Source organism: Caproicibacter fermentans (genome assembly GCF_014303955.1).
In the GTDB taxonomy this organism is placed as follows: Bacteria; Bacillota; Clostridia; order Oscillospirales; family Acutalibacteraceae; genus Caproicibacter; species Caproicibacter fermentans.
The window spans coordinates 2,097,433-2,114,434 of sequence record NZ_CP060286.1 but is presented as its reverse complement, the minus strand read 5'-3'; the positions used below and the strand labels follow the sequence as shown (position 1 = coordinate 2,114,434).

23 protein-coding genes and 1 pseudogene are annotated in these 17,002 nt (G+C 55.8%); 22 read left to right on the top strand and 2 right to left on the bottom strand.

Going from position 1 to position 17,002, the window contains the following annotated elements:
* The first annotated feature begins 8 nt into the window (after positions 1–8).
* From rplR to HCR03_RS10295, 16 genes and pseudogenes are all read left to right on the top strand, one after another.
* Positions 9–368, top strand: coding sequence for a 50S ribosomal protein L18 (gene rplR / locus HCR03_RS10370; RefSeq protein WP_066650246.1), 360 nt, complete (start codon positions 9–11; stop codon positions 366–368).
* Positions 369–388: 20 nt separating this feature from the next.
* The gene (gene rpsE, locus HCR03_RS10365; RefSeq protein ID WP_066650247.1) at positions 389–889 is read left to right on the top strand and encodes a 30S ribosomal protein S5; all 501 of its coding nucleotides are present in this window, start codon (positions 389–391) and stop codon (positions 887–889) included.
* A 14-nt stretch (positions 890–903) separates the two neighbouring features.
* Positions 904–1,083 carry a 50S ribosomal protein L30 gene (gene rpmD, locus HCR03_RS10360; protein ID WP_066650249.1) on the top strand — a complete coding sequence of 60 codons (180 nt, stop codon included), beginning with the start codon at positions 904–906 and terminating at the stop codon, positions 1,081–1,083.
* Positions 1,084–1,102: 19 nt separating this feature from the next.
* Entirely contained in the window at positions 1,103–1,543 is a 441-nt protein-coding gene (gene rplO, locus HCR03_RS10355) for a 50S ribosomal protein L15 (RefSeq protein ID WP_066650251.1), read from the top strand.
* A gap of 1 nt (position 1,544) precedes the next feature.
* Positions 1,545–2,880, top strand: a pseudogene (gene secY / locus HCR03_RS10350) (preprotein translocase subunit SecY).
* 16 nt (positions 2,881–2,896) lie between these two features.
* The gene (locus tag HCR03_RS10345; RefSeq protein ID WP_156991269.1) at positions 2,897–3,529 is read left to right on the top strand and encodes an adenylate kinase; all 633 of its coding nucleotides are present in this window, start codon (positions 2,897–2,899) and stop codon (positions 3,527–3,529) included.
* 4 nt (positions 3,530–3,533) lie between these two features.
* Entirely contained in the window at positions 3,534–4,286 is a 753-nt protein-coding gene (map, locus tag HCR03_RS10340; RefSeq protein ID WP_066650261.1) for a type I methionyl aminopeptidase, read from the top strand.
* A gap of 10 nt (positions 4,287–4,296) precedes the next feature.
* A complete protein-coding gene (locus tag HCR03_RS10335; RefSeq protein ID WP_066650265.1) occupies positions 4,297–4,584 on the top strand; it encodes a KOW domain-containing RNA-binding protein in 288 nt (95 codons plus the stop codon).
* Positions 4,566–4,784: a translation initiation factor IF-1 gene (infA, locus tag HCR03_RS10330; protein WP_066650266.1), complete on the top strand. Its 219-nt coding sequence runs from the start codon at positions 4,566–4,568 to the stop codon at positions 4,782–4,784. Before HCR03_RS10335 ends, infA begins: the two co-directional genes overlap by 19 nt.
* A gap of 30 nt (positions 4,785–4,814) precedes the next feature.
* Positions 4,815–4,928, top strand: a complete 114-nt coding sequence (gene rpmJ / locus HCR03_RS10325) for a 50S ribosomal protein L36 (RefSeq protein ID WP_066650268.1) — start codon at positions 4,815–4,817, stop codon at positions 4,926–4,928.
* A 36-nt stretch (positions 4,929–4,964) separates the two neighbouring features.
* A complete protein-coding gene (gene rpsM, locus HCR03_RS10320) occupies positions 4,965–5,333 on the top strand; it encodes a 30S ribosomal protein S13 (protein WP_066650269.1) in 369 nt (122 codons plus the stop codon).
* Positions 5,334–5,352: 19 nt separating this feature from the next.
* Positions 5,353–5,766 carry a 30S ribosomal protein S11 gene (gene rpsK / locus HCR03_RS10315; RefSeq protein WP_066650270.1) on the top strand — a complete coding sequence of 138 codons (414 nt, stop codon included), beginning with the start codon at positions 5,353–5,355 and terminating at the stop codon, positions 5,764–5,766.
* Between the two features lie 28 nt (positions 5,767–5,794).
* Complete coding sequence (gene rpsD / locus HCR03_RS10310; RefSeq protein ID WP_066650271.1) at positions 5,795–6,421, top strand: 30S ribosomal protein S4; 627 nt, start codon at positions 5,795–5,797, stop codon at positions 6,419–6,421.
* 68 nt (positions 6,422–6,489) lie between these two features.
* Positions 6,490–7,443, top strand: a complete 954-nt coding sequence (locus HCR03_RS10305) for a DNA-directed RNA polymerase subunit alpha (RefSeq protein WP_066650272.1) — start codon at positions 6,490–6,492, stop codon at positions 7,441–7,443.
* 37 nt (positions 7,444–7,480) lie between these two features.
* Positions 7,481–7,822: a 50S ribosomal protein L17 gene (gene rplQ / locus HCR03_RS10300; protein ID WP_066650273.1), complete on the top strand. Its 342-nt coding sequence runs from the start codon at positions 7,481–7,483 to the stop codon at positions 7,820–7,822.
* Positions 7,823–8,108: 286 nt separating this feature from the next.
* Positions 8,109–8,462: a hypothetical protein gene (locus tag HCR03_RS10295; protein ID WP_187034186.1), complete on the top strand. Its 354-nt coding sequence runs from the start codon at positions 8,109–8,111 to the stop codon at positions 8,460–8,462.
* Between the two features lie 487 nt (positions 8,463–8,949).
* Here the strand turns inward: HCR03_RS10295 and HCR03_RS10290 are convergent, their stop codons facing one another.
* Both HCR03_RS10290 and serC read right to left on the bottom strand, forming a co-directional pair.
* Complete coding sequence (locus HCR03_RS10290) at positions 8,950–10,125, bottom strand: phosphoglycerate dehydrogenase (RefSeq protein ID WP_066650275.1); 1,176 nt, start codon at positions 10,123–10,125, stop codon at positions 8,950–8,952.
* An 18-nt stretch (positions 10,126–10,143) separates the two neighbouring features.
* A complete protein-coding gene (gene serC, locus HCR03_RS10285) occupies positions 10,144–11,229 on the bottom strand; it encodes a 3-phosphoserine/phosphohydroxythreonine transaminase (protein ID WP_066650277.1) in 1,086 nt (361 codons plus the stop codon).
* Between the two features lie 389 nt (positions 11,230–11,618).
* Here serC and HCR03_RS10280 point away from each other — a divergent pair, with 389 nt between their 5' ends.
* The 6 genes from HCR03_RS10280 (at position 11,619) to HCR03_RS10255 (ending at position 17,000) form a co-directional block, all read left to right on the top strand.
* Positions 11,619–12,305 (top strand): hypothetical protein, encoded by a 687-nt coding sequence (locus tag HCR03_RS10280; RefSeq protein WP_187034185.1) that lies wholly within the window; start codon positions 11,619–11,621, stop codon positions 12,303–12,305.
* Between the two features lie 95 nt (positions 12,306–12,400).
* Positions 12,401–13,096, top strand: a complete 696-nt coding sequence (locus HCR03_RS10275) for a hypothetical protein (RefSeq protein WP_187034184.1) — start codon at positions 12,401–12,403, stop codon at positions 13,094–13,096.
* Between the two features lie 114 nt (positions 13,097–13,210).
* Positions 13,211–13,975 carry a YdcF family protein gene (locus HCR03_RS10270; protein WP_187034183.1) on the top strand — a complete coding sequence of 255 codons (765 nt, stop codon included), beginning with the start codon at positions 13,211–13,213 and terminating at the stop codon, positions 13,973–13,975.
* A gap of 38 nt (positions 13,976–14,013) precedes the next feature.
* Positions 14,014–15,291 carry a dihydroorotase gene (locus HCR03_RS10265; RefSeq protein ID WP_187034182.1) on the top strand — a complete coding sequence of 426 codons (1,278 nt, stop codon included), beginning with the start codon at positions 14,014–14,016 and terminating at the stop codon, positions 15,289–15,291.
* Between the two features lie 12 nt (positions 15,292–15,303).
* Positions 15,304–16,236: an orotidine-5'-phosphate decarboxylase gene (pyrF, locus tag HCR03_RS10260; RefSeq protein WP_187034181.1), complete on the top strand. Its 933-nt coding sequence runs from the start codon at positions 15,304–15,306 to the stop codon at positions 16,234–16,236.
* Positions 16,233–17,000 carry a dihydroorotate dehydrogenase electron transfer subunit gene (locus HCR03_RS10255; RefSeq protein WP_187034180.1) on the top strand — a complete coding sequence of 256 codons (768 nt, stop codon included), beginning with the start codon at positions 16,233–16,235 and terminating at the stop codon, positions 16,998–17,000. The genes pyrF and HCR03_RS10255 overlap by 4 nt, the downstream gene beginning before the upstream one ends.
* The last annotated feature ends 2 nt before the right edge of the window (positions 17,001–17,002 follow it).

Below are 17,002 nucleotides of genomic sequence, written 5' to 3'. Positions count from 1 at the left end.
AATCATAAATGGTGAATAAGGCTGACACCAACAAAGCCAGATTGAACCGCCACCGCAGAGTGCGCGGCAAGATTTCGGGCACGGCCGAGTGCCCGCGCCTGAATGTATTTCGCTCTACCAACAACATCTACGCCCAGGTGATTGACGATGTCAGGGGAGTAACGCTTGCCTCGGCTTCCTCACTGGACAAGGATTTTAATGGTAACGGCGGAAACAAGGAAGCCGCACGCAAGGTTGGCGAGCTGATTGCAAAACACGCCGTCGAAAAGGGCATTGAACAGGTCGTTTTTGACCGCGGCGGCTATCTTTACCACGGCCGCGTCAAAGAGCTGGCCGAAGGCGCCCGTGAGGGCGGCCTCAAGTTCTGACAAAGGAGGAGGAAAAACTTTTGGCTAGATTTGACGCATCACAAACGGAAATGAAAGAGCATGTGGTTGCCATCAACCGCGTTTCGAAAACCGTAAAGGGCGGCCGCATCTTCAAGTTCGCGGCGCTGGTCGTTGTCGGCGACGGCAACGGAACCGTCGGTTTCGGCATCGGCAAGGCGGGCGAAGTTCCCGACGCGATTCGCAAGGGAATTGAAGACGCGAAAAAGAACCTGATCAAAGTTTCCATGCGCGGATCGACCATTCCGCATGAAATTATCGGCGCGTACGGCGCGGGCAGAGTCCTGATGAAACCCGCCGCACCCGGTACCGGCGTCATCGCCGGCGGCCCGGTCCGTGCGGTCGTGGAAGCCGCCGGCATCCGCGACATCCGTACCAAGGCGCTTCGGTCCAACAACCCGTGCAACGTCGTCCGCGCGACGCTGGACGGCATGAAAAAACTCCGCAGTGCGGAACAGGTCGCAAAAACGCGCGGTAAATCGGTTAAAGAATTATTTGCATAAGGAGGGCGCGCAGGATGGAACAGCTGAAAATCACGCTGGTCAAAAGCCTGATCGGCAGCAAGAAGGACCAGATTGCAACCGCCCGGTCCCTTGGTCTTACCAAAATCGGCGATTCATCGGTTCAGCCCGAAAATGAGCAGACCAAAGGTAAGGTGCAGAAAATTATCCACCTCATCGAGGTAAGCAAAGCGTAAGATAAGGAGGTGCGAATGTATGAAGTTACATGATCTAACTTCGGTACCGGGGTCCACAAAAGAGCCCAAAAGGATCGGAAGAGGGGCAGGCTCCGGCCAGGGTAAAACCGCGGGCAAAGGCCACAAGGGCCAGAAGGCGCGTTCCGGAGGCTCAATTCGTCCGGGCTTCGAAGGCGGCCAGATGCCTTTGCAGCGCCGCCTCCCGAAAAGGGGCTTCACCAATATTTTTGCCAGCAGCGTCAAGACTGTGAACGTAGGCACCCTCAACAAGTTTGAAGACGGCGCAACGGTCGACACACAGGCACTCATCGATGCGGGCATTGTCAAGGTTTGCTGCGACGGGGTCAAGATCCTCGGCAACGGCAAGCTGGAGAAAAAGCTGAATGTAAAGGTTTCTGCCTTCTCTGAATCCGCCAGGCAGAAGATCGAGGCCGCTGGCGGGAAGGCCGAGGTGATCTGAGGTGTTCAAAACCATCAAGAATGCCTGGTCGATTCCCGATCTCCGTCAAAAGATGCTCTTTACGCTGTTCATTATCGTCGTATTCCGTTTCGGCGCGGCCATCCCTGTACCGTTCTTGAACACGGACGCCCTGAAAGGATTAATGACGGAGGTCGGCAAGACCGGAACGGCGCTGAGTTATCTAGACATGCTGTCCGGCGGCGCCTTTGCAAACGCAACGCTGTTTGCAATGAGCGTTACGCCGTACATTAACAGTTCCATCGTCATCCAGCTTCTCACCGTCGCGATTCCGGCTCTGGAGCGCATGGCGAGGGAAGGGGAGGAAGGGCGCAAGCGCCTTGGTGCGATTACCCGTTATGTGGCAATCGTGCTGGCTCTGATTCAGGGAACCTCCTATTATTTCTATCTGCGCAACAGCTCCTATCAGGGAACTCCGATCGCAGAATACACACACGGCTGGCAGGCTGTGTTTGCCGCGTTCGTCATTATCATGACCTTCACGGCGGGCGCCGCGCTGATGATGTGGCTGGGCGAGCAGGTCAACCAGTTCGGCATCGGCAACGGAATTTCCATTCTGCTGTTCGCCGGCATTGTCGCAAGAATGCCGCACACAATCCAGACATTGGGCACTTTCTGGCAGGCCGCGTCTCAGGACCCGACCAGCTTCGGAAAGTATTACTTCCTGGTTCCGATGTTTGCCGTTCTGTTCCTCGTGATCGTGTGGGTCATCGTCTTTATGTATGACGCCGAACGCCGTATCCCCGTTCAGTACGCGAAGCGCGTGGTCGGGCGGAAAATGTACGGCGGGCAGAGCAGCCATATTCCGATCAAAATCGGAATGTCCGGCGTTATGCCGATTATCTTTGCCAGCTCAATCCTTGTGATTCCAAGCACTATTCAGCTCTTCATGGGCGACCGTGTTGCCACGGGATTCTGGAGAAGCTTCTTTGACGCGTTCTCTTCGACGGGATGGCTCTACTCGTTTTTGTACTTCCTTCTCATTATTCTCTTTGCATATTTTTATATGACAATTCAGTATAATCCCATTGAGATGGCCAATAATCTTCGTCAGAGCAACGGCACCATTCCCGGCATTCGTCCGGGCAAGTCGACCAGTGATTACATTGCCAGGGTCCTTTCCAAGGTAACCTTTATCGGCTCGCTGTTCCTTGCGTTTATTGCGCTGATGCCGATTATTTTCGGCGCGACAACCGGGATGAGCAATCTTTCGGTCGGCGGCACATCCATCCTGATTCTTGTCGGCGTAGCCCCTGGAAACCGTAAAACAGATGGAATCACAAATGATGATGCGGCATTACAAAGGCTTCCTCGATTGATGAAGGAGTGGTTCATATGAATTTTATTTTTCTTGGCGCACCCGGAGCGGGGAAGGGGACCCAGGCGGAGGTCCTTTCCCGCGAAAAGGGAATTCCCACTATATCAACGGGCAATATCATTCGAAGCGCGCTGAAAAGCGGCACGGAGATGGGACTGCGCGCGAAGGCCTATACGGAATCCGGCAAGCTGGTTCCGGACGAGATCGTGATCGGAATTATCCGTGAGCGCCTCGCCGAACCGGACTGCAAGAACGGGTTTATTCTGGACGGCTTTCCGCGTACCATTCCCCAGGCCGAGGCTCTGGACAACATGGGCATCGTCATCGACCGGGTCATCGACATCGAGGTCTCGGAACAAACGATTCTTGCCCGGCTGTCCGGACGCCGTGTCTGCGAAAATTGCGGCGCCTCCTACCATGTGGTAAACAAAAAGCCAAAGGTGGAGGGCGTGTGCGACCTTTGCGGAGGCACCCTTGTTCAGCGCAAGGATGACCAGCCGGAGACGATTCAGGCGCGGCTGAAAGTATATCACGAGCAAACGGAACCTCTTAAGGCCTATTATGAGAAACAAGGCAAGCTCCGCGTAGTGCAGGGCTGCGACATTGTTTCCGATACGACCCGGGCCGTACTCGATGCAATCGAGGCTTGATTTTATGATCGTTTTGAAAACTGCAAGAGAGCTTAAAATCATGAGGCAGGCGGGCCGGATCGCGGCTAACGCGCTGAAAGCAGCGGGTGCCGCGGTTGAGCCTGGCGTTTCCACGTGGGAAATCAGCCATGTGGCCCGCCGCACAATCGAGAAAGCGGGCGCGAAGCCCACATTCCTCGGGTACGGCGGATTTCCAGCCAGCGCCTGTGTTTCCGTAAACAATGTAGTCATCCATGGCATACCAAGCAAAAGACAGATCATCAGGGAGGGCGACATCGTCAGTATTGACGTCGGCGCGACCTATGAGGGTTTCGTCGGTGACAACGCCTTTACCTTTCCGTGCGGCAAGGTCAGCCGGGAGGCACAGGCCCTGATGGACGCGACGCGGGAAAGCCTTTACGAGGGCATCCGGGCCGCCGTGGCCGGAAACCGGCTCGGCGACGTCGGCAGCGCGGTTCAGCGGTATGCCGAAGCTCGCGGTTACTCGGTGGTACGTGATTTTGTCGGCCACGGAGTAGGCGCGAAGATGCATGAAGACCCCAGTGTTCCCAATTACGGCACCCCCGGAAGGGGCGTGCGCCTGTTGCCGGGCATGACCATCGCCATCGAGCCGATGGTGAATGAAGGAGTGGCGGGAGTACAGACGCTGGAGGACGGTTGGACGACCGTCACGGCGGATGGAAAGCTTGCTGCTCACTTTGAGCATTCCATTGCGATTACCCCGGACGGACCGGTCATTCTGACCGTTCCGGATTAAGGGGGCAGACATGGAATTCATCAGAGGACTGGTGGTCCGGTCCGCTGCCGGGCGTGACAAGGGCGGCTTTTTCGCGGTGCTTGGGGCACAGGCCGGTTCCGTCACCATTTGTGACGGAAAGCGGCGCAGCCTGCAGCACCCCAAGAAGAAAAATGTGATACACCTTTTTCCCACAAAAACGCTGCTGCCCGAACAATCATTGCAGACCAATCGTGAAATTCGACGGGCCCTTGCCGCTTTTGAAGCCGGGGACCGCTTTCCACAAGAGGAGGCACATGTATGTCGAAACAGGACGTAATTGAAACTGAAGGCATCGTTACCGAAGCCCTGCCGAACGCCATGTTTACGGTGGAGCTTCCCAATCACCACACGATTCTCGCGCATATTTCCGGCAAACTTAGGATGAATTTCATCCGCATTCTGCCCGGCGATAAGGTTACCATTGAGCTGTCGCCGTACGACCTGACGCGCGGGCGCATTACGTGGCGTTCGAAATAACTTGAAGATCTCTGCAAGGAGGGACCTCGAATGAAAGTCAGACCTTCTGTAAAGAAAATGTGTGAAAAATGCAAAGTCATTAAGCGCAAGGGTAAGGTCATGGTGATCTGCGAAAACCCCAAGCATAAACAGCGCCAGGGCTAAGGCGCAAACCTAACTAACAACGGAGGTGCAACCAGTATGGCGCGTATAGCAGGTATTGATCTGCCGAGGGATAAGCGCATTGAGATTGCTCTAACTTATATTTTCGGTATCGGCCGCAAGACGGCTACCCAGATCTGCGCGGAAGCAGGCATAGATCCGAACGTCCGTGTCAGGGATCTTTCGGAAGACGACGCGGCAAAAATCAGGGAATACATCGAGCATCACTGCCGCGTGGAAGGCGACCTTCGCCGCGACATCGCGTTCGATATCAAAAGGCTGATTGAAATCGGCTGCTACCGCGGTGTCCGTCACCGCAGAGGGCTTCCGGTCAGGGGTCAGCGCACGAAGACCAACGCGCGTACCCGCAAGGGACCGAGAAAGACCATGGCCAACAAGAAGAAATAATCTGGGAGGGATATCATAAATGGCAGCACAGAAAAACGCGGGAGCAAAAAAGGGTTCCGGTGTGCGCAGACGCCGTGAGCGCAAGAATATCGATCGTGGCTCCGCTCATATTCAGTCCACTTTCAACAATACGATTGTTACCATTACCGACGTTCAGGGCAACGCGGTTTCCTGGGCAAGCTCCGGCGAACTCGGATTCAGGGGCTCCAGAAAATCCACTCCTTTTGCCGCCCAGACCGCAGCGGAAACCGCTGCGAAAGCGGCCATGGAACACGGCATGAAATCGGTTGAAGTATACGTTAAAGGCCCGGGCTCCGGGCGTGAGGCCGCCATCCGCGCGCTGCAGGGCGCCGGGCTGGAGGTCAGCATGATCAAGGACGTAACGCCGATTCCCCACAACGGATGCCGTCCGCCGAAGAGAAGACGCGTATAACCGATTTTTTAGGAGGTGCAACCAAAATATGGCAAGATATACAGATTCCGTCTGCAAGCTCTGCCGCAGAGAAGGCCAGAAGCTTTTTCTGAAAGGCGAAAGATGCTACGCGGACAAATGCGCGGTAACGCGCAGAGCATATGCGCCCGGCCAGCACGGCCAGGGCCGCAAGAAGACTTCTGAGTACGGCCTTCAGCTGCGCGCCAAGCAGACGGCGAAGCGCTACTACGGCGTACTGGAATCCCAGTTTTTGAAATATTATGAAATGGCCACCAAAAAGGAAGGCAAGACCGGCGACGAGCTGCTGATCCTTTTGGAGCGCAGGCTTGACAATATTGTTTACCGCCTCGGCTGGGCCAGCTCCAGAGCGGAAGCCCGCCAGCTTGTCGTTCACGGTCATTTTACCGTAAACGGCGGCCGTGTCGACATCCCGTCTTTCCTGGTGAAACCGGGCGATGTGGTTTCGATTAAGGACAAAAGCCGCAAGAGCGATAAATTCAAATCGGTGCTCGAGGCGAATGCTTCCCGTCCCGTGCCCAAGTGGCTTGACGTAAACCGCGAGACCCTGGAAGGCAAAATCCTTGCACTGCCCACGCGTGAAGAGATTGACCTTGCGGTTGACGAGACTCTCATTGTTGAGTTGTACTCCAAGTAACGTGTTCTGCAGCGCAGGAGCCATCACGGCAGATAAATTGATCCGCTACAGATCAAGGAGGGTCGCTAATGATCGAGATTGAGAAGCCTAAAATTGAGACGAATGAACTATCGGGCGACGGTACGTACGGCAAATTCATCGTCGAGCCTCTGGAACGGGGGTTTGGCACCACGCTGGGCAACAGCCTTCGGCGCGTACTTCTGTCGTCCTTGCCGGGAGTTGCGGTAACGTCGATCAAGATCGACGGCGTTCTGCATGAGTTTTCGACCATACCCGGCGTGAAAGAGGATGTCACCGAGATCATCCTGAATATCAAGGGACTGACGGCGAAGCTGCACTGCGACGGACCCAAAACGGTTGAGATTTGCGCCGAAGGGCCGTGTGAAGTGACGGCCGACTCAATCAAGTGCGACAGCGAGGTGGAAATCCTCAACCCGGACATGCACATTGCAACGTTGGGGGACGGCGCCAAACTGTATATGGAACTCACTTTGGACAAAGGGCGCGGCTATGTTTCCGCAGAGCGGAACAAGCAGAACATGAGCGCCAGCATTATCGGTGTGCTTCCCGTGGATTCCATTTACACTCCGGTTTATAAGGTGAACTATAACGTGGAACCGACCCGCGTCGGCCAGAGCATCGACTTCGACAAGCTGACGCTCGAGGTCTGGACCAACGGGGTGATCGGGGCTCAGGAGGCGGTTTCCCTTGCCGCGAAGGTCCTGACCGAACACCTGAATCTGTTTGTTGACCTGTCCGACAAGGGCAGCAGCACCGAGATCATGGTGGAAAAGGACGACAAGGGCAAGGAGAAAGTGCTTGAGATGACGATTGAGGAGCTGGACCTTTCGGTCCGTTCCTTCAACTGCCTCAAGCGCGCCGGAATCAACACGGTTGGCGACATCATCGGCAAGTCGGAAGACGACATGATGAAGGTCCGCAACCTTGGACGCAAATCCCTCGAAGAGGTTGTCTGGAAGATGGCCTCTCTCGGTTTCAATCTGCGCAAGGACGATGAATAGTCCTTTGCGGAACCTAAGGTAAAGGAGTGAACATTCGATGCCCGGAACCAGAAAACTCGGAAGAACCACCGACCACAGAACGGCTATGCTCAGGGCGATGGTAACCTTTCTTTTGGAAAAAGGTAAAATCGAAACAACGGTGACCCGCGCCAAGGAAGTCCGTTCCATGGCGGAAAAGATGATCACCATTGCGAAAGAAGATACTCTTGCCAATAAGCGCCTTGTAAACGGCTTTGTAACGAAGGAAGATGTTACCCACAAGCTGTTTGCTGAGATCGCGCCGAAATACGCCGAACGCAACGGCGGATATACACGCATTACGAAGATCGGACCCCGCCGCGGGGACGCAGCCGAAATGGCGATTATCGAACTTCTGTAATTCTTTGATTTAATAGAAAACCGGATGTACTCCGCATGGAGCGCATCCGGTTTTTTGTCATTCGCGGGAAAAAGCCCCGGGCGCCTTGAGGCGCAGCCGGTAAAAACAGGACTTTGCACGTATAGGAAGAACTCCCGGCTGTGCCGGGGATGGGAACTATTATTTGACATAAGAATTTATAAGTGCTATGGTTATTATGAAATAATCAAAAAGAGATGAGAACGGTGAAGAAAAAAGGGCTGCATATCTTGTCTATCTGCTTTTGCTACCGCTGCTGCTCATTGTGATGGCATTTGCCGAAAACGGGCTGCAGATGATGACGGCAAAGGCTTCCGCACGGTGCTTATGGGGCTGGAAGTTTTTTCTGACCGTTTTTTCTGCGGCGCTGATTACCCTTGATCTATTTCTGGCGCGCCGTGCGGATATTACAAAAAAATCCCTCTGCCTGATCAAACTGGCATATTCCGTATTTTTAATTGCGTTATGCGCGGCCCTGCTCCGTGGCCTTGCGCATCAGATCGTTCCCTACAAGCCGACGATGCTGACTCCCGCGCTGATTTTTGTCCCGTCTCTCCTGTATGCGGCCGGGTATCAGCTAACCACCTCATGTTATTTTTGGAAGGGCGGCGGGCGACAATAGGCTTTCGGGATTTCATTGAGAGGAAAGGGATTTGCAGATGGAGTTCTGGATAGAAGCATTGAAAAACGGATTTTTCATGTTCCTGACCATTTTACTGATTGCATTGTTTTTCCGTATCTTTTCCGCCGTACTCACCAAATGGCTGCGGTGGATCTCACGCTATCTTCGCTTGTTTCTGAAAAGAATGTTTCGGCCCTCGTCGCTGTACCGATAGAAATTGGGGTACTTCCCGGCAGGCATGAAAACTAATTCGGGGAGCTGGTTCCAGAGTCGGCCCACTTCAGAATCATACAGAGTATTGCTGCGGCTGCGGGAGCAATTTTATATGAGGCGGGGATCTCCTTATTTGAAATTAACCGAAAGCAGCGGTCGACACGTAAATATTGTCACCGGACGCTCCTACTGCGTGTCGGGAGGAAAGAACGTCAATCGAAAAGGGAGCCGTTTCCCAAGTTGGGGAACGGCTCCCTTGCTGCGGCGAGGATACTTATTTGTTTTTTGCCGGAATCACGCGCGCGCGCACAATTTCCGGAAGCTGTTCCAGATGCTCGGCGGTGTCCTCGGTGACTTCTCCGGTCACGTCGAGAATCACATAGGCATAGTCCTTTTTCGCCTTGCTCTGCATGTTTTCAATGTTGATATTCGCGTTCGCCAGAATGCCGGACAGCTTGCTGATGACGTTCGGCACGTTCCTGTGGAACAGGCAGATGCGGGTAAAGCCGTTGCGCGCCATCGAAACGGACGGCAGGTTGACCGCGTTGCGGATATTTCCGTTTTCGAGATAATCGATCAGCTCGTCCGCGGCCATCCGCGCGCAGTTGTCCTCCGATTCGGGCGTGGAGGCGCCAAGGTGCGGAAAGGCGAGAACGTTTTCCACGCCAAGCAGGCTGTCGTCCGGAAAATCGGTCGCATAGGTGGCAACCTTTCCGGATTTCACCGCCGCCAGTACGTCCGGCCGGTTGAACAGCCCGCCGCGCGCGAAGTTGAGAAGATGCACGCCGTCTTTCATTTTAGAGATCGCTTCCGCGTTGATCATTTCTTTGGTATCGGGCAGCAGCGGCACATGGACGGTGATATAGTCGCTTTCCGCGTAAATGTCGTCCAGAGAATGCGCGTGCTTTACGGATCGGGAGAGCCCCCAGGCGGCGTCCACCGAGAGATACGGGTCGTAGCCGAGCACCTCCATCCCAAGAGAGTGAGCCGCGTTCGCGACCAGAATTCCGATCGCGCCCAGGCCGATGACGCCGAGCGTTTTTCCCTTGATTTCAGGGCCGACGAACTGGCTTTTGCCTTTTTCGACCAGTTTGCCGACCTCGTCCCCTTTGCCTTTCAGGGTTTTTGCCCATTCAATTCCCGACACGATCCTTCGGGAGGACATCAGCAGTCCGGCGAGAACCAGCTCCTTGACCGCGTTCGCGTTTGCGCCGGGGGTGTTGAACACGACGATTCCCTTTTCGCTGCACTTGTCGATCGGGATATTGTTAACCCCCGCTCCGGCGCGGGCAACCGCCAGCAGGTTTGCCGGCAGCTCCATTTCGTGCATCGAGGCGGAGCGGACCAGAATTGCTTCCGGGTTTTCCACGCTGTCGGAGCAGCTGTAGTTTTCGCCAAAACGGCTGGTCCCGACGGGCGAGATTTTGTTCAGGCACTTAATCTGGTACATGGGTTGATTCCTCCGTTCTCACGCGTTTTTCCGTTCAAAATCCTTCATGAACGCAACCAGCTTTTCCACGCCCTCAACCGGCATGGCATTGTAAATGGAAGCGCGCATTCCGCCCACGGTGCGGTGCCCCTTCAGGTTGACAAAGCCCTCCGCCGCCGCTTCCGAAACAAATTTCGCGTCAAGCGCGGTATCGCCCGTCACGAACGGAACGTTCATCAGGGAGCGGTCTTTCGGAACGACCGTGCCGCGGAACAGCCTGGAGCTGTCAAGAAAATCGTAAAGCAAACCGGCCTTTTTTCGGTTGATCTTTTCCATTTCGGAAAGCCCGCCGACGGTGTTTTTCAGCCAGTCAAGCACCAGCATGCAGATGTAGATCGAATAGCACGGGGGAGTGTTGAACATCGAGCCGTTGTCGGCGTGCGTCTTGTAATTCAGCATGGTCGGGGTGAAATCCATCGCGTTGCCGATCAGGTCGTCGCGGACGATTACAACCGTCAGCCCCGCGGGCCCCATGTTTTTCTGCGCGCCCGCGTAAAGAAGGCCGAATTTGGAAACGTCGATCGGTTCGCTCAGAATGCAGGAGGATACGTCCGCCACAAGCGGAACGTCGCCGGTCTGCGGCAGCTCATGATAAACGGTGCCGTAAATCGTGTTGTTCAGGCAGATGTGGAAATAATCGGCGTCCTTGGAGAAGGTGCCGGGGTCAAGCTCCGGAATATAGGTGAAGGTCTTATCCTTGGAGGACGCGACCACATTGCCTTCGCCGTAGCGGGCGGCTTCCTTCCAGGCCTTTGTCGCCCATTGACCGGTCAGCACAAAGTCCGCCTTATGATGTTTGTTCATCAGGTTCAGCGGTATCATCGCGAACTGGGAGGAGGCGCCGCCCTGCAGGAATAAAACCTTGTAGTTGCAGGGAATTTCCATTACTTCGCGAAGCAAATTCTCCGCGGAACAGATGATCCCCTCGTATTCGCCGGATCGATGGGACATCTCCATGACGGATTGACCGCAGCCCTTATAATCGAGCATTTCGTCCGCGGCGCGGCGGAGAACGGCTTCCGGCAGCATGGATGGACCTGCGGAAAAGTTGTAGACACGTTTCATGATGAACCTCCAATTTAATATTTTTACAGCCTAACCAATAATTATTAATTATAATGCGGCTCGCTGGAAAACGCAAGCAGCGAATTGCATTGCTAAAGTGATATTTTTTCATAATATGACTTTGTTTGCCAAAAGTGTGAATTAATTCGCCTGCTTTCCGGGGGTTGTTTCATGTTGTAAGGCTTATGCCCTTTACAGAAAAATAATGGCGAATTTAATACAAATTTGGTCGAATTAAATAAATAAAAATTTCTGTGTAACAAAACGCCTTCTTGAGTTGTTATAGATATGAAATAAATTTAAACACGGGATCCGCTTAGAGAAGATACAATTCAGCCGCATGATGTGTGCAGCCTGAACGCTTATTACGAATGAAGGAGGTAATTGTAATGAAAAAGTTTCTTTTCAGTGTATTGACGTTCCTGTTCCTTTTGACTTCCTGTGCTGCAAATCCCAAGCCATCCGCGCCGGTTAAAGCAAATGCGATTTCGGTTTCATCGTCCGCTTGTAAGCCGGTCGAATATTCGCAGCAGCAATCTGATTGTATAGGCACTTTGCCGCAGACGTTACAGGATGTTGAAGATCGCAGCGACTGCATTGTTCAGGGCGTGCTTCAGGATGATGCCAAGCCGAACATACAGTATATGGAAGTTACTTTGTCGTCCGGAAAAGAGCAGCAGGTTCCTACGTTCGGAACCACAGTATCTACACTGAAAGTCACAAAGACTTATAAAGGAAATCTTAAAGAGGGAGATACGATCCCACTGGGCGAAGATTATTTTTGCATTGATTACAGTGATAAAAAAATGGTATGTTATGACGGAAATTATCTGCCCTCTAAGACAGGAAAGGAGTATTTATTCTTTTTGGTGGACCGTATGAGCGAGACAGCCTGGTGGGGCGGAGATTATCTTCCGCTGGACTGTGAACTTGGCCGCTATCCCGTTGTGAAACAAAATTCGGTTCGCGCGCAGTCCATTGATTCCATGTCGAATGAAGAGCTGAACCTTGGCAAAGATGACGCGGCTCATTACAAAAGTATCTACAAAGAAGTCATTGTAAAGTACATGAGCTGAAATAAAACAGGAAATACCCGCTCCGGAAATTGTTTTTTCGGGGCGGGCGGTTTTACGGTATCAGTCCGGAAGCCCGTTACAGGAGGACACTTGAGATGAAAAAAATTTATTCCGGTTTCTTTTTATGGCTGCTGCTATCGGCAGTGCTCGGTTCCTGGCGACCGGGTGTGAATCGGAATTTTCTGCGGGGAGACATAGTTGCCTATGTTCAGTCGGATGCGGCGGTCGATTACCTGATTCCTCAAAATCTGGAGGAGCTTGAGGCGGGCTGTACGGACATCGTGCAGGGAGTTTTCCGGGGCACGGGAAACCGGCAGGCAAATCAACACGTAATGGCGGAGAGTGACTTCACAGTGGAAGACGGGGCGGGAAATGTGATGCTGGGGGCATTGGAATTCCCGGACCGGACGGTCACGGTTTCGTCCCTGCAAATTACAAAAGTGCTGAAAGGGGGACTGCGGGCCGGACAGGCCATTCCCCTGGGCGAAGAATATCATCGGGAAGAGAAGGACGGAAAAGGAAAGATTTACTATAACCTCGATTATCTGCCCAGCGCCGCAGGACGGGAATATTTGTTTTTCTTGAATGAGGACAACGATGCGTCAAGTACTTTTTACGGACTTTATAGCCCTTATTCCGGGGCGTGGGGGCGTTATCGGGTGAGAAGCGCCGAAGAATTAAAAACGCGCTCCGTTGATTCTATGATCAAGTGGGAATTGGAATTCGGGCGCGACAGCGCGGATGACTACAAAAGCATCTACAAAGAAGTCATTGCAAAGTACATGAGCTAAGTGTTTCCCCGGAAGCCCGTCCGGGATTCTTTCCGAGTCCCGGACAGGCTTTTTTTACGCGCCGTGTTTGAAGCCCGTCGGTTTTATGCTATAATAACCGGAGAGGTGATACCGTTGGGAAAATTCAGGCGCGCGGCGCTTTGGGTTCTTGGAATCCTTTCCGCTTTGGGGCTTGTCTGGTTTATCGGGCCGATCCACTGGAACGTGCTGAATATCGGCAATATTTCAGGGATTGCGGTTTGTCTGTTGATTTTGGCGTGTGTGCTTTTGTCCGGCAGGATCAATGCCTTATGCGGCAAAAACCGCGCGGTAAAAAAACTGAAAACAGCGGTTCTGGTTCTGTTCTGCGCCGGCCTTCTGTGGACGGCGGCGCTGACCGGCCTGATGGTTTCGGGCGCGGCCTCCGCCCCGCCGGAAACGGCGACGGTGCTGGTTTTGGGCAGTAAGGTGAGCGGGAACGTTCCCAGCGCGGATCTGAGGGAACGGATTGAAGCGGCGGCGAATTATCTGAACGCGCATCCGGCGGCGGCCTGCGTTGCCTGCGGCGGGCGGGGGCGCGGCGAAAACCGCACGGAAGCGGAAGTCATCCGGGAAGGTCTGGTCAGCCGGGGAGTCGGCGCTTCCCGCGTTTTTCTGGAAGACCGGTCGACCTCCACGCAGGAAAATATCTCAAACGCACAAAAGATCATCGGTCAAAACGGCCTGAACCGCGGGCTTGCGATCGTCACGGACGAATATCATGAATACCGCGCCTGTTCGATTGCGCGCGGGCTCGGCGCTTCGGCGTGGGCGGTTCCCGCGCATACGCCGTGGTATATTTTCTCGGCCTGCTGGGCGCGGGAGCTGCTGGCGCTGTCCGCCTATCTGCTCCTGCCGTAAGGCGGGCCCTGTTTCCAGTCAGTCAAACGGAGGTACGAATGGAAAAACTCTTGCTTCGCGGCGCGCGGCTTGTGGACCCGTCCCGCGCAATGGATGAAACCGGAGACCTGCTGATCTGCGGCGGCAGAATCGCGCGGCTGGGCGGAACGGTCGACTGCGGGGACGCGCGGGTGATCGAAGCGTCCGGCCTTGTCGCAGCGCCGGGCCTCGTGGACCTGCACGTCCATCTGCGCGACCCGGGGTTTCCGGAAAAGGAAGATGTTCTGTCCGGCTGCCGCGCGGCGGCGGCGGGCGGGGTCACCAGCCTGCTCTGCATGCCGAACACGCGCCCCGCTCTGGACCGCGCGGAAACGGTGCACGGGGTGCTGGAGAAGGCGAAACAAGCGGATGCCCGCGTCTATGTTGCCGCCGCGATCACCAAAGGGCTTGCGGGCGCGGAGCCGACCGATCTGAAAGAACTCAAAGAGGCCGGAGCCGCGGCGGTCAGCGACGACGGCAGGCCGGTCGCCGACTCGGTTCTGATGGCCGGAGCAATGCGGGAAGCGGCGAAACTCGGCCTTTTCGTCACTTCCCACTGCGAGGACCTTTCGCTGGCGGGCGGCGGGAAGCTGAACGAGGGCGAGGTGTCGCGCGCGCTGGGCGTTCCGGGGATTCCCGCCGCCGCGGAGGACTGCGGCACCGCGCGCGAGCTGGCGCTGGCGGAGGCGTATCGTCTGCCGGTGCACATCTGCCATGTCAGCACGAAAACCTCCGTCGGGATGATTCGGGACGCAAAGCGGCGCGGGGCTCCGGTTACCTGTGAAACCGCGCCGCATTATTTTGCTCTGACCGAAAGGGAGCTGCTGCGGCGCGACGCGGATTACCGCATGAATCCGCCGCTTCGCACGGAGGAAGACCGCCAAGCTGTGGCGGAAGGGCTGCGGGACGGAACGATCGATGTGATCGCGACCGATCACGCGCCGCACACGCCGCGGGAGAAGGCGGATTTTCTAAGCGCCCCGAGCGGCGCGGTCGGCATGGAAACCAGTCTCGCGGCAGGAATCACGTTTTTGGTTCTGCCGGGGCTTCTTTCCCTGCCGGAGCTGATCCGGAAAATGTCAGCCGCTCCGGCGCGCCTGCTCGGCATTCCGGGCGGAACGCTGGAACCCGGCGCTTCGGCGGACGTCGTGCTGTTCGACCCCGCGGAGCGCTGGACGGTCGACCCGTCAAAACTGCACGGGAAGAGCCGGAATGCGGTTATGAAAGGTATGGAGCTGACGGGCCGCGTCATCATGACGATCCTGAATGGAATGATTATTTATCAAAAGGAATTGTAAGGAGGAACCAACATGGCGCTGGACCGACTGATTGAAGCCATTGCAAAGAAGCAGAACCCGACGGTGGCGGGGCTCGACCCGAAACTGGACTACATCCCGGGTGATATAAAGGAAAAGGCGTTCCGGCAGTACGGAAAAACGCTGGACGGGGCCGCCGCCGCGATTCTGGAATTTAACAAGGGAATCATCGACGCGCTGTGCCCCATTGTTCCGGCCGTTAAGCCGCAGTGCGCGTATTACGAAATGTACGGCTGGCAGGGGATGAAAGCCCTGCACGACACCATCGCGTACGCAAGGGAAAAAGGGCTGTTCGTCATTACGGACGGCAAGCGCAACGACATCGGCAGCACCATGCAGGCTTACGCCGCGGCGCACCTGGGCAAAACAGAGGTCGCGGGTGAAACGGCGGCCGCGTTCGGCGGCGACGCGCTGACGGTGAACGGGTACCTCGGTTCCGACGGGATTCTTCCGCTTTTGGATGTCTGCCGCGCGGAGGACAAGGGAATCTTCGTGCTGGTCAAGACCTCCAACCGTTCCTCCGACGAAATTCAGAATCAGGCGCTGGAGGGCGGCGAACCCCTCTATGAGACGATGGGGCAGTACTGTGAGGAGTGGGGCAAGGCCCTGCCCGGCAAATACGGATACTCCGGGGTCGGCGCGGTGGTCGGCGCGACCTGGCCGGCGCAGCTCGGGGAACTGCGCGGGATGCTGTCGAAAACCTTTTTCCTGGTGCCGGGTTACGGCGCGCAGGGCGGCGGCGCGGAGGACGCGGCGCCCGCGTTCGAGCAAAACGGCCTCGGCGCGGTGGTAAACGCATCCCGCTCCATTCTCTGCGCGTGGCAGAAGCAGAACACGGCGCCGGAGGACTACGCCAAAGCCGCCGCGAAAGAAGCTGAAACGATGCGCGACGCGATCCTGGCGAAAATCGGGAGGATCCGTCTGTGAAAGCCTATGATACGGCAGCCTGTGAAATCCTGAAAAAGGCCGAAATCGCGCCCGGCTTTTTTGACCTGACCGTTTCCTGCGCGGAGGCGGCGCGCAAGGCCCGCGCGGGGCAGTTCGCCCAGTTCCTGGTTCCGGGGAAAACCCTGCGCCGTCCCATTTCAGTCTGCGGCATTGACCGCGCAAACGGCACGCTGCGCTTTGTCTTTCAGGTTCGGGGCGAGGGGACCCGGGCGCTGTCCCTCCTGAATCCGGGCGAACCGGTCAACCTGCTCGCGCCGCTCGGGAACGGTTTCGATTTGGGGGACACGTCCCGCCGGGCGCTGTTTGTCGGCGGCGGAATCGGGGTTCCGCCATTGCTGGAGGCGGCGAAGCCGTTCGGGAAAAACGCGGTTCTGGCCGCCGGATTCCGCAGCCGGGACGCGGTGATTCTGAAAGACGACTTTGAATCGACCGGATGCGAAACCCGCATTGCGACCGATGACGGTTCGTTCGGGCGCCGCGGGCTGGTTTTGGACCTGATCGGGGACTTAGCGTTCGACGTCGTTTTTGCCTGCGGGCCGAAGCCGATGCTCCGCGCGGTCGCGAAGCTTGCGGAGGAGCGCGGCGTTGAGTGTCGTGTTTCGATGGAGGAACGCATGGCGTGCGGAATCGGCGCATGCCTTGGCTGTGCGGTAAAGCTGCGCGGGCAAAACGGGGATTATTTTGGGCATGTGTGCAAAGACGGCCCGGTTTTTGATGCGGAAACCGTTGTGTGGGAGGAATGAAA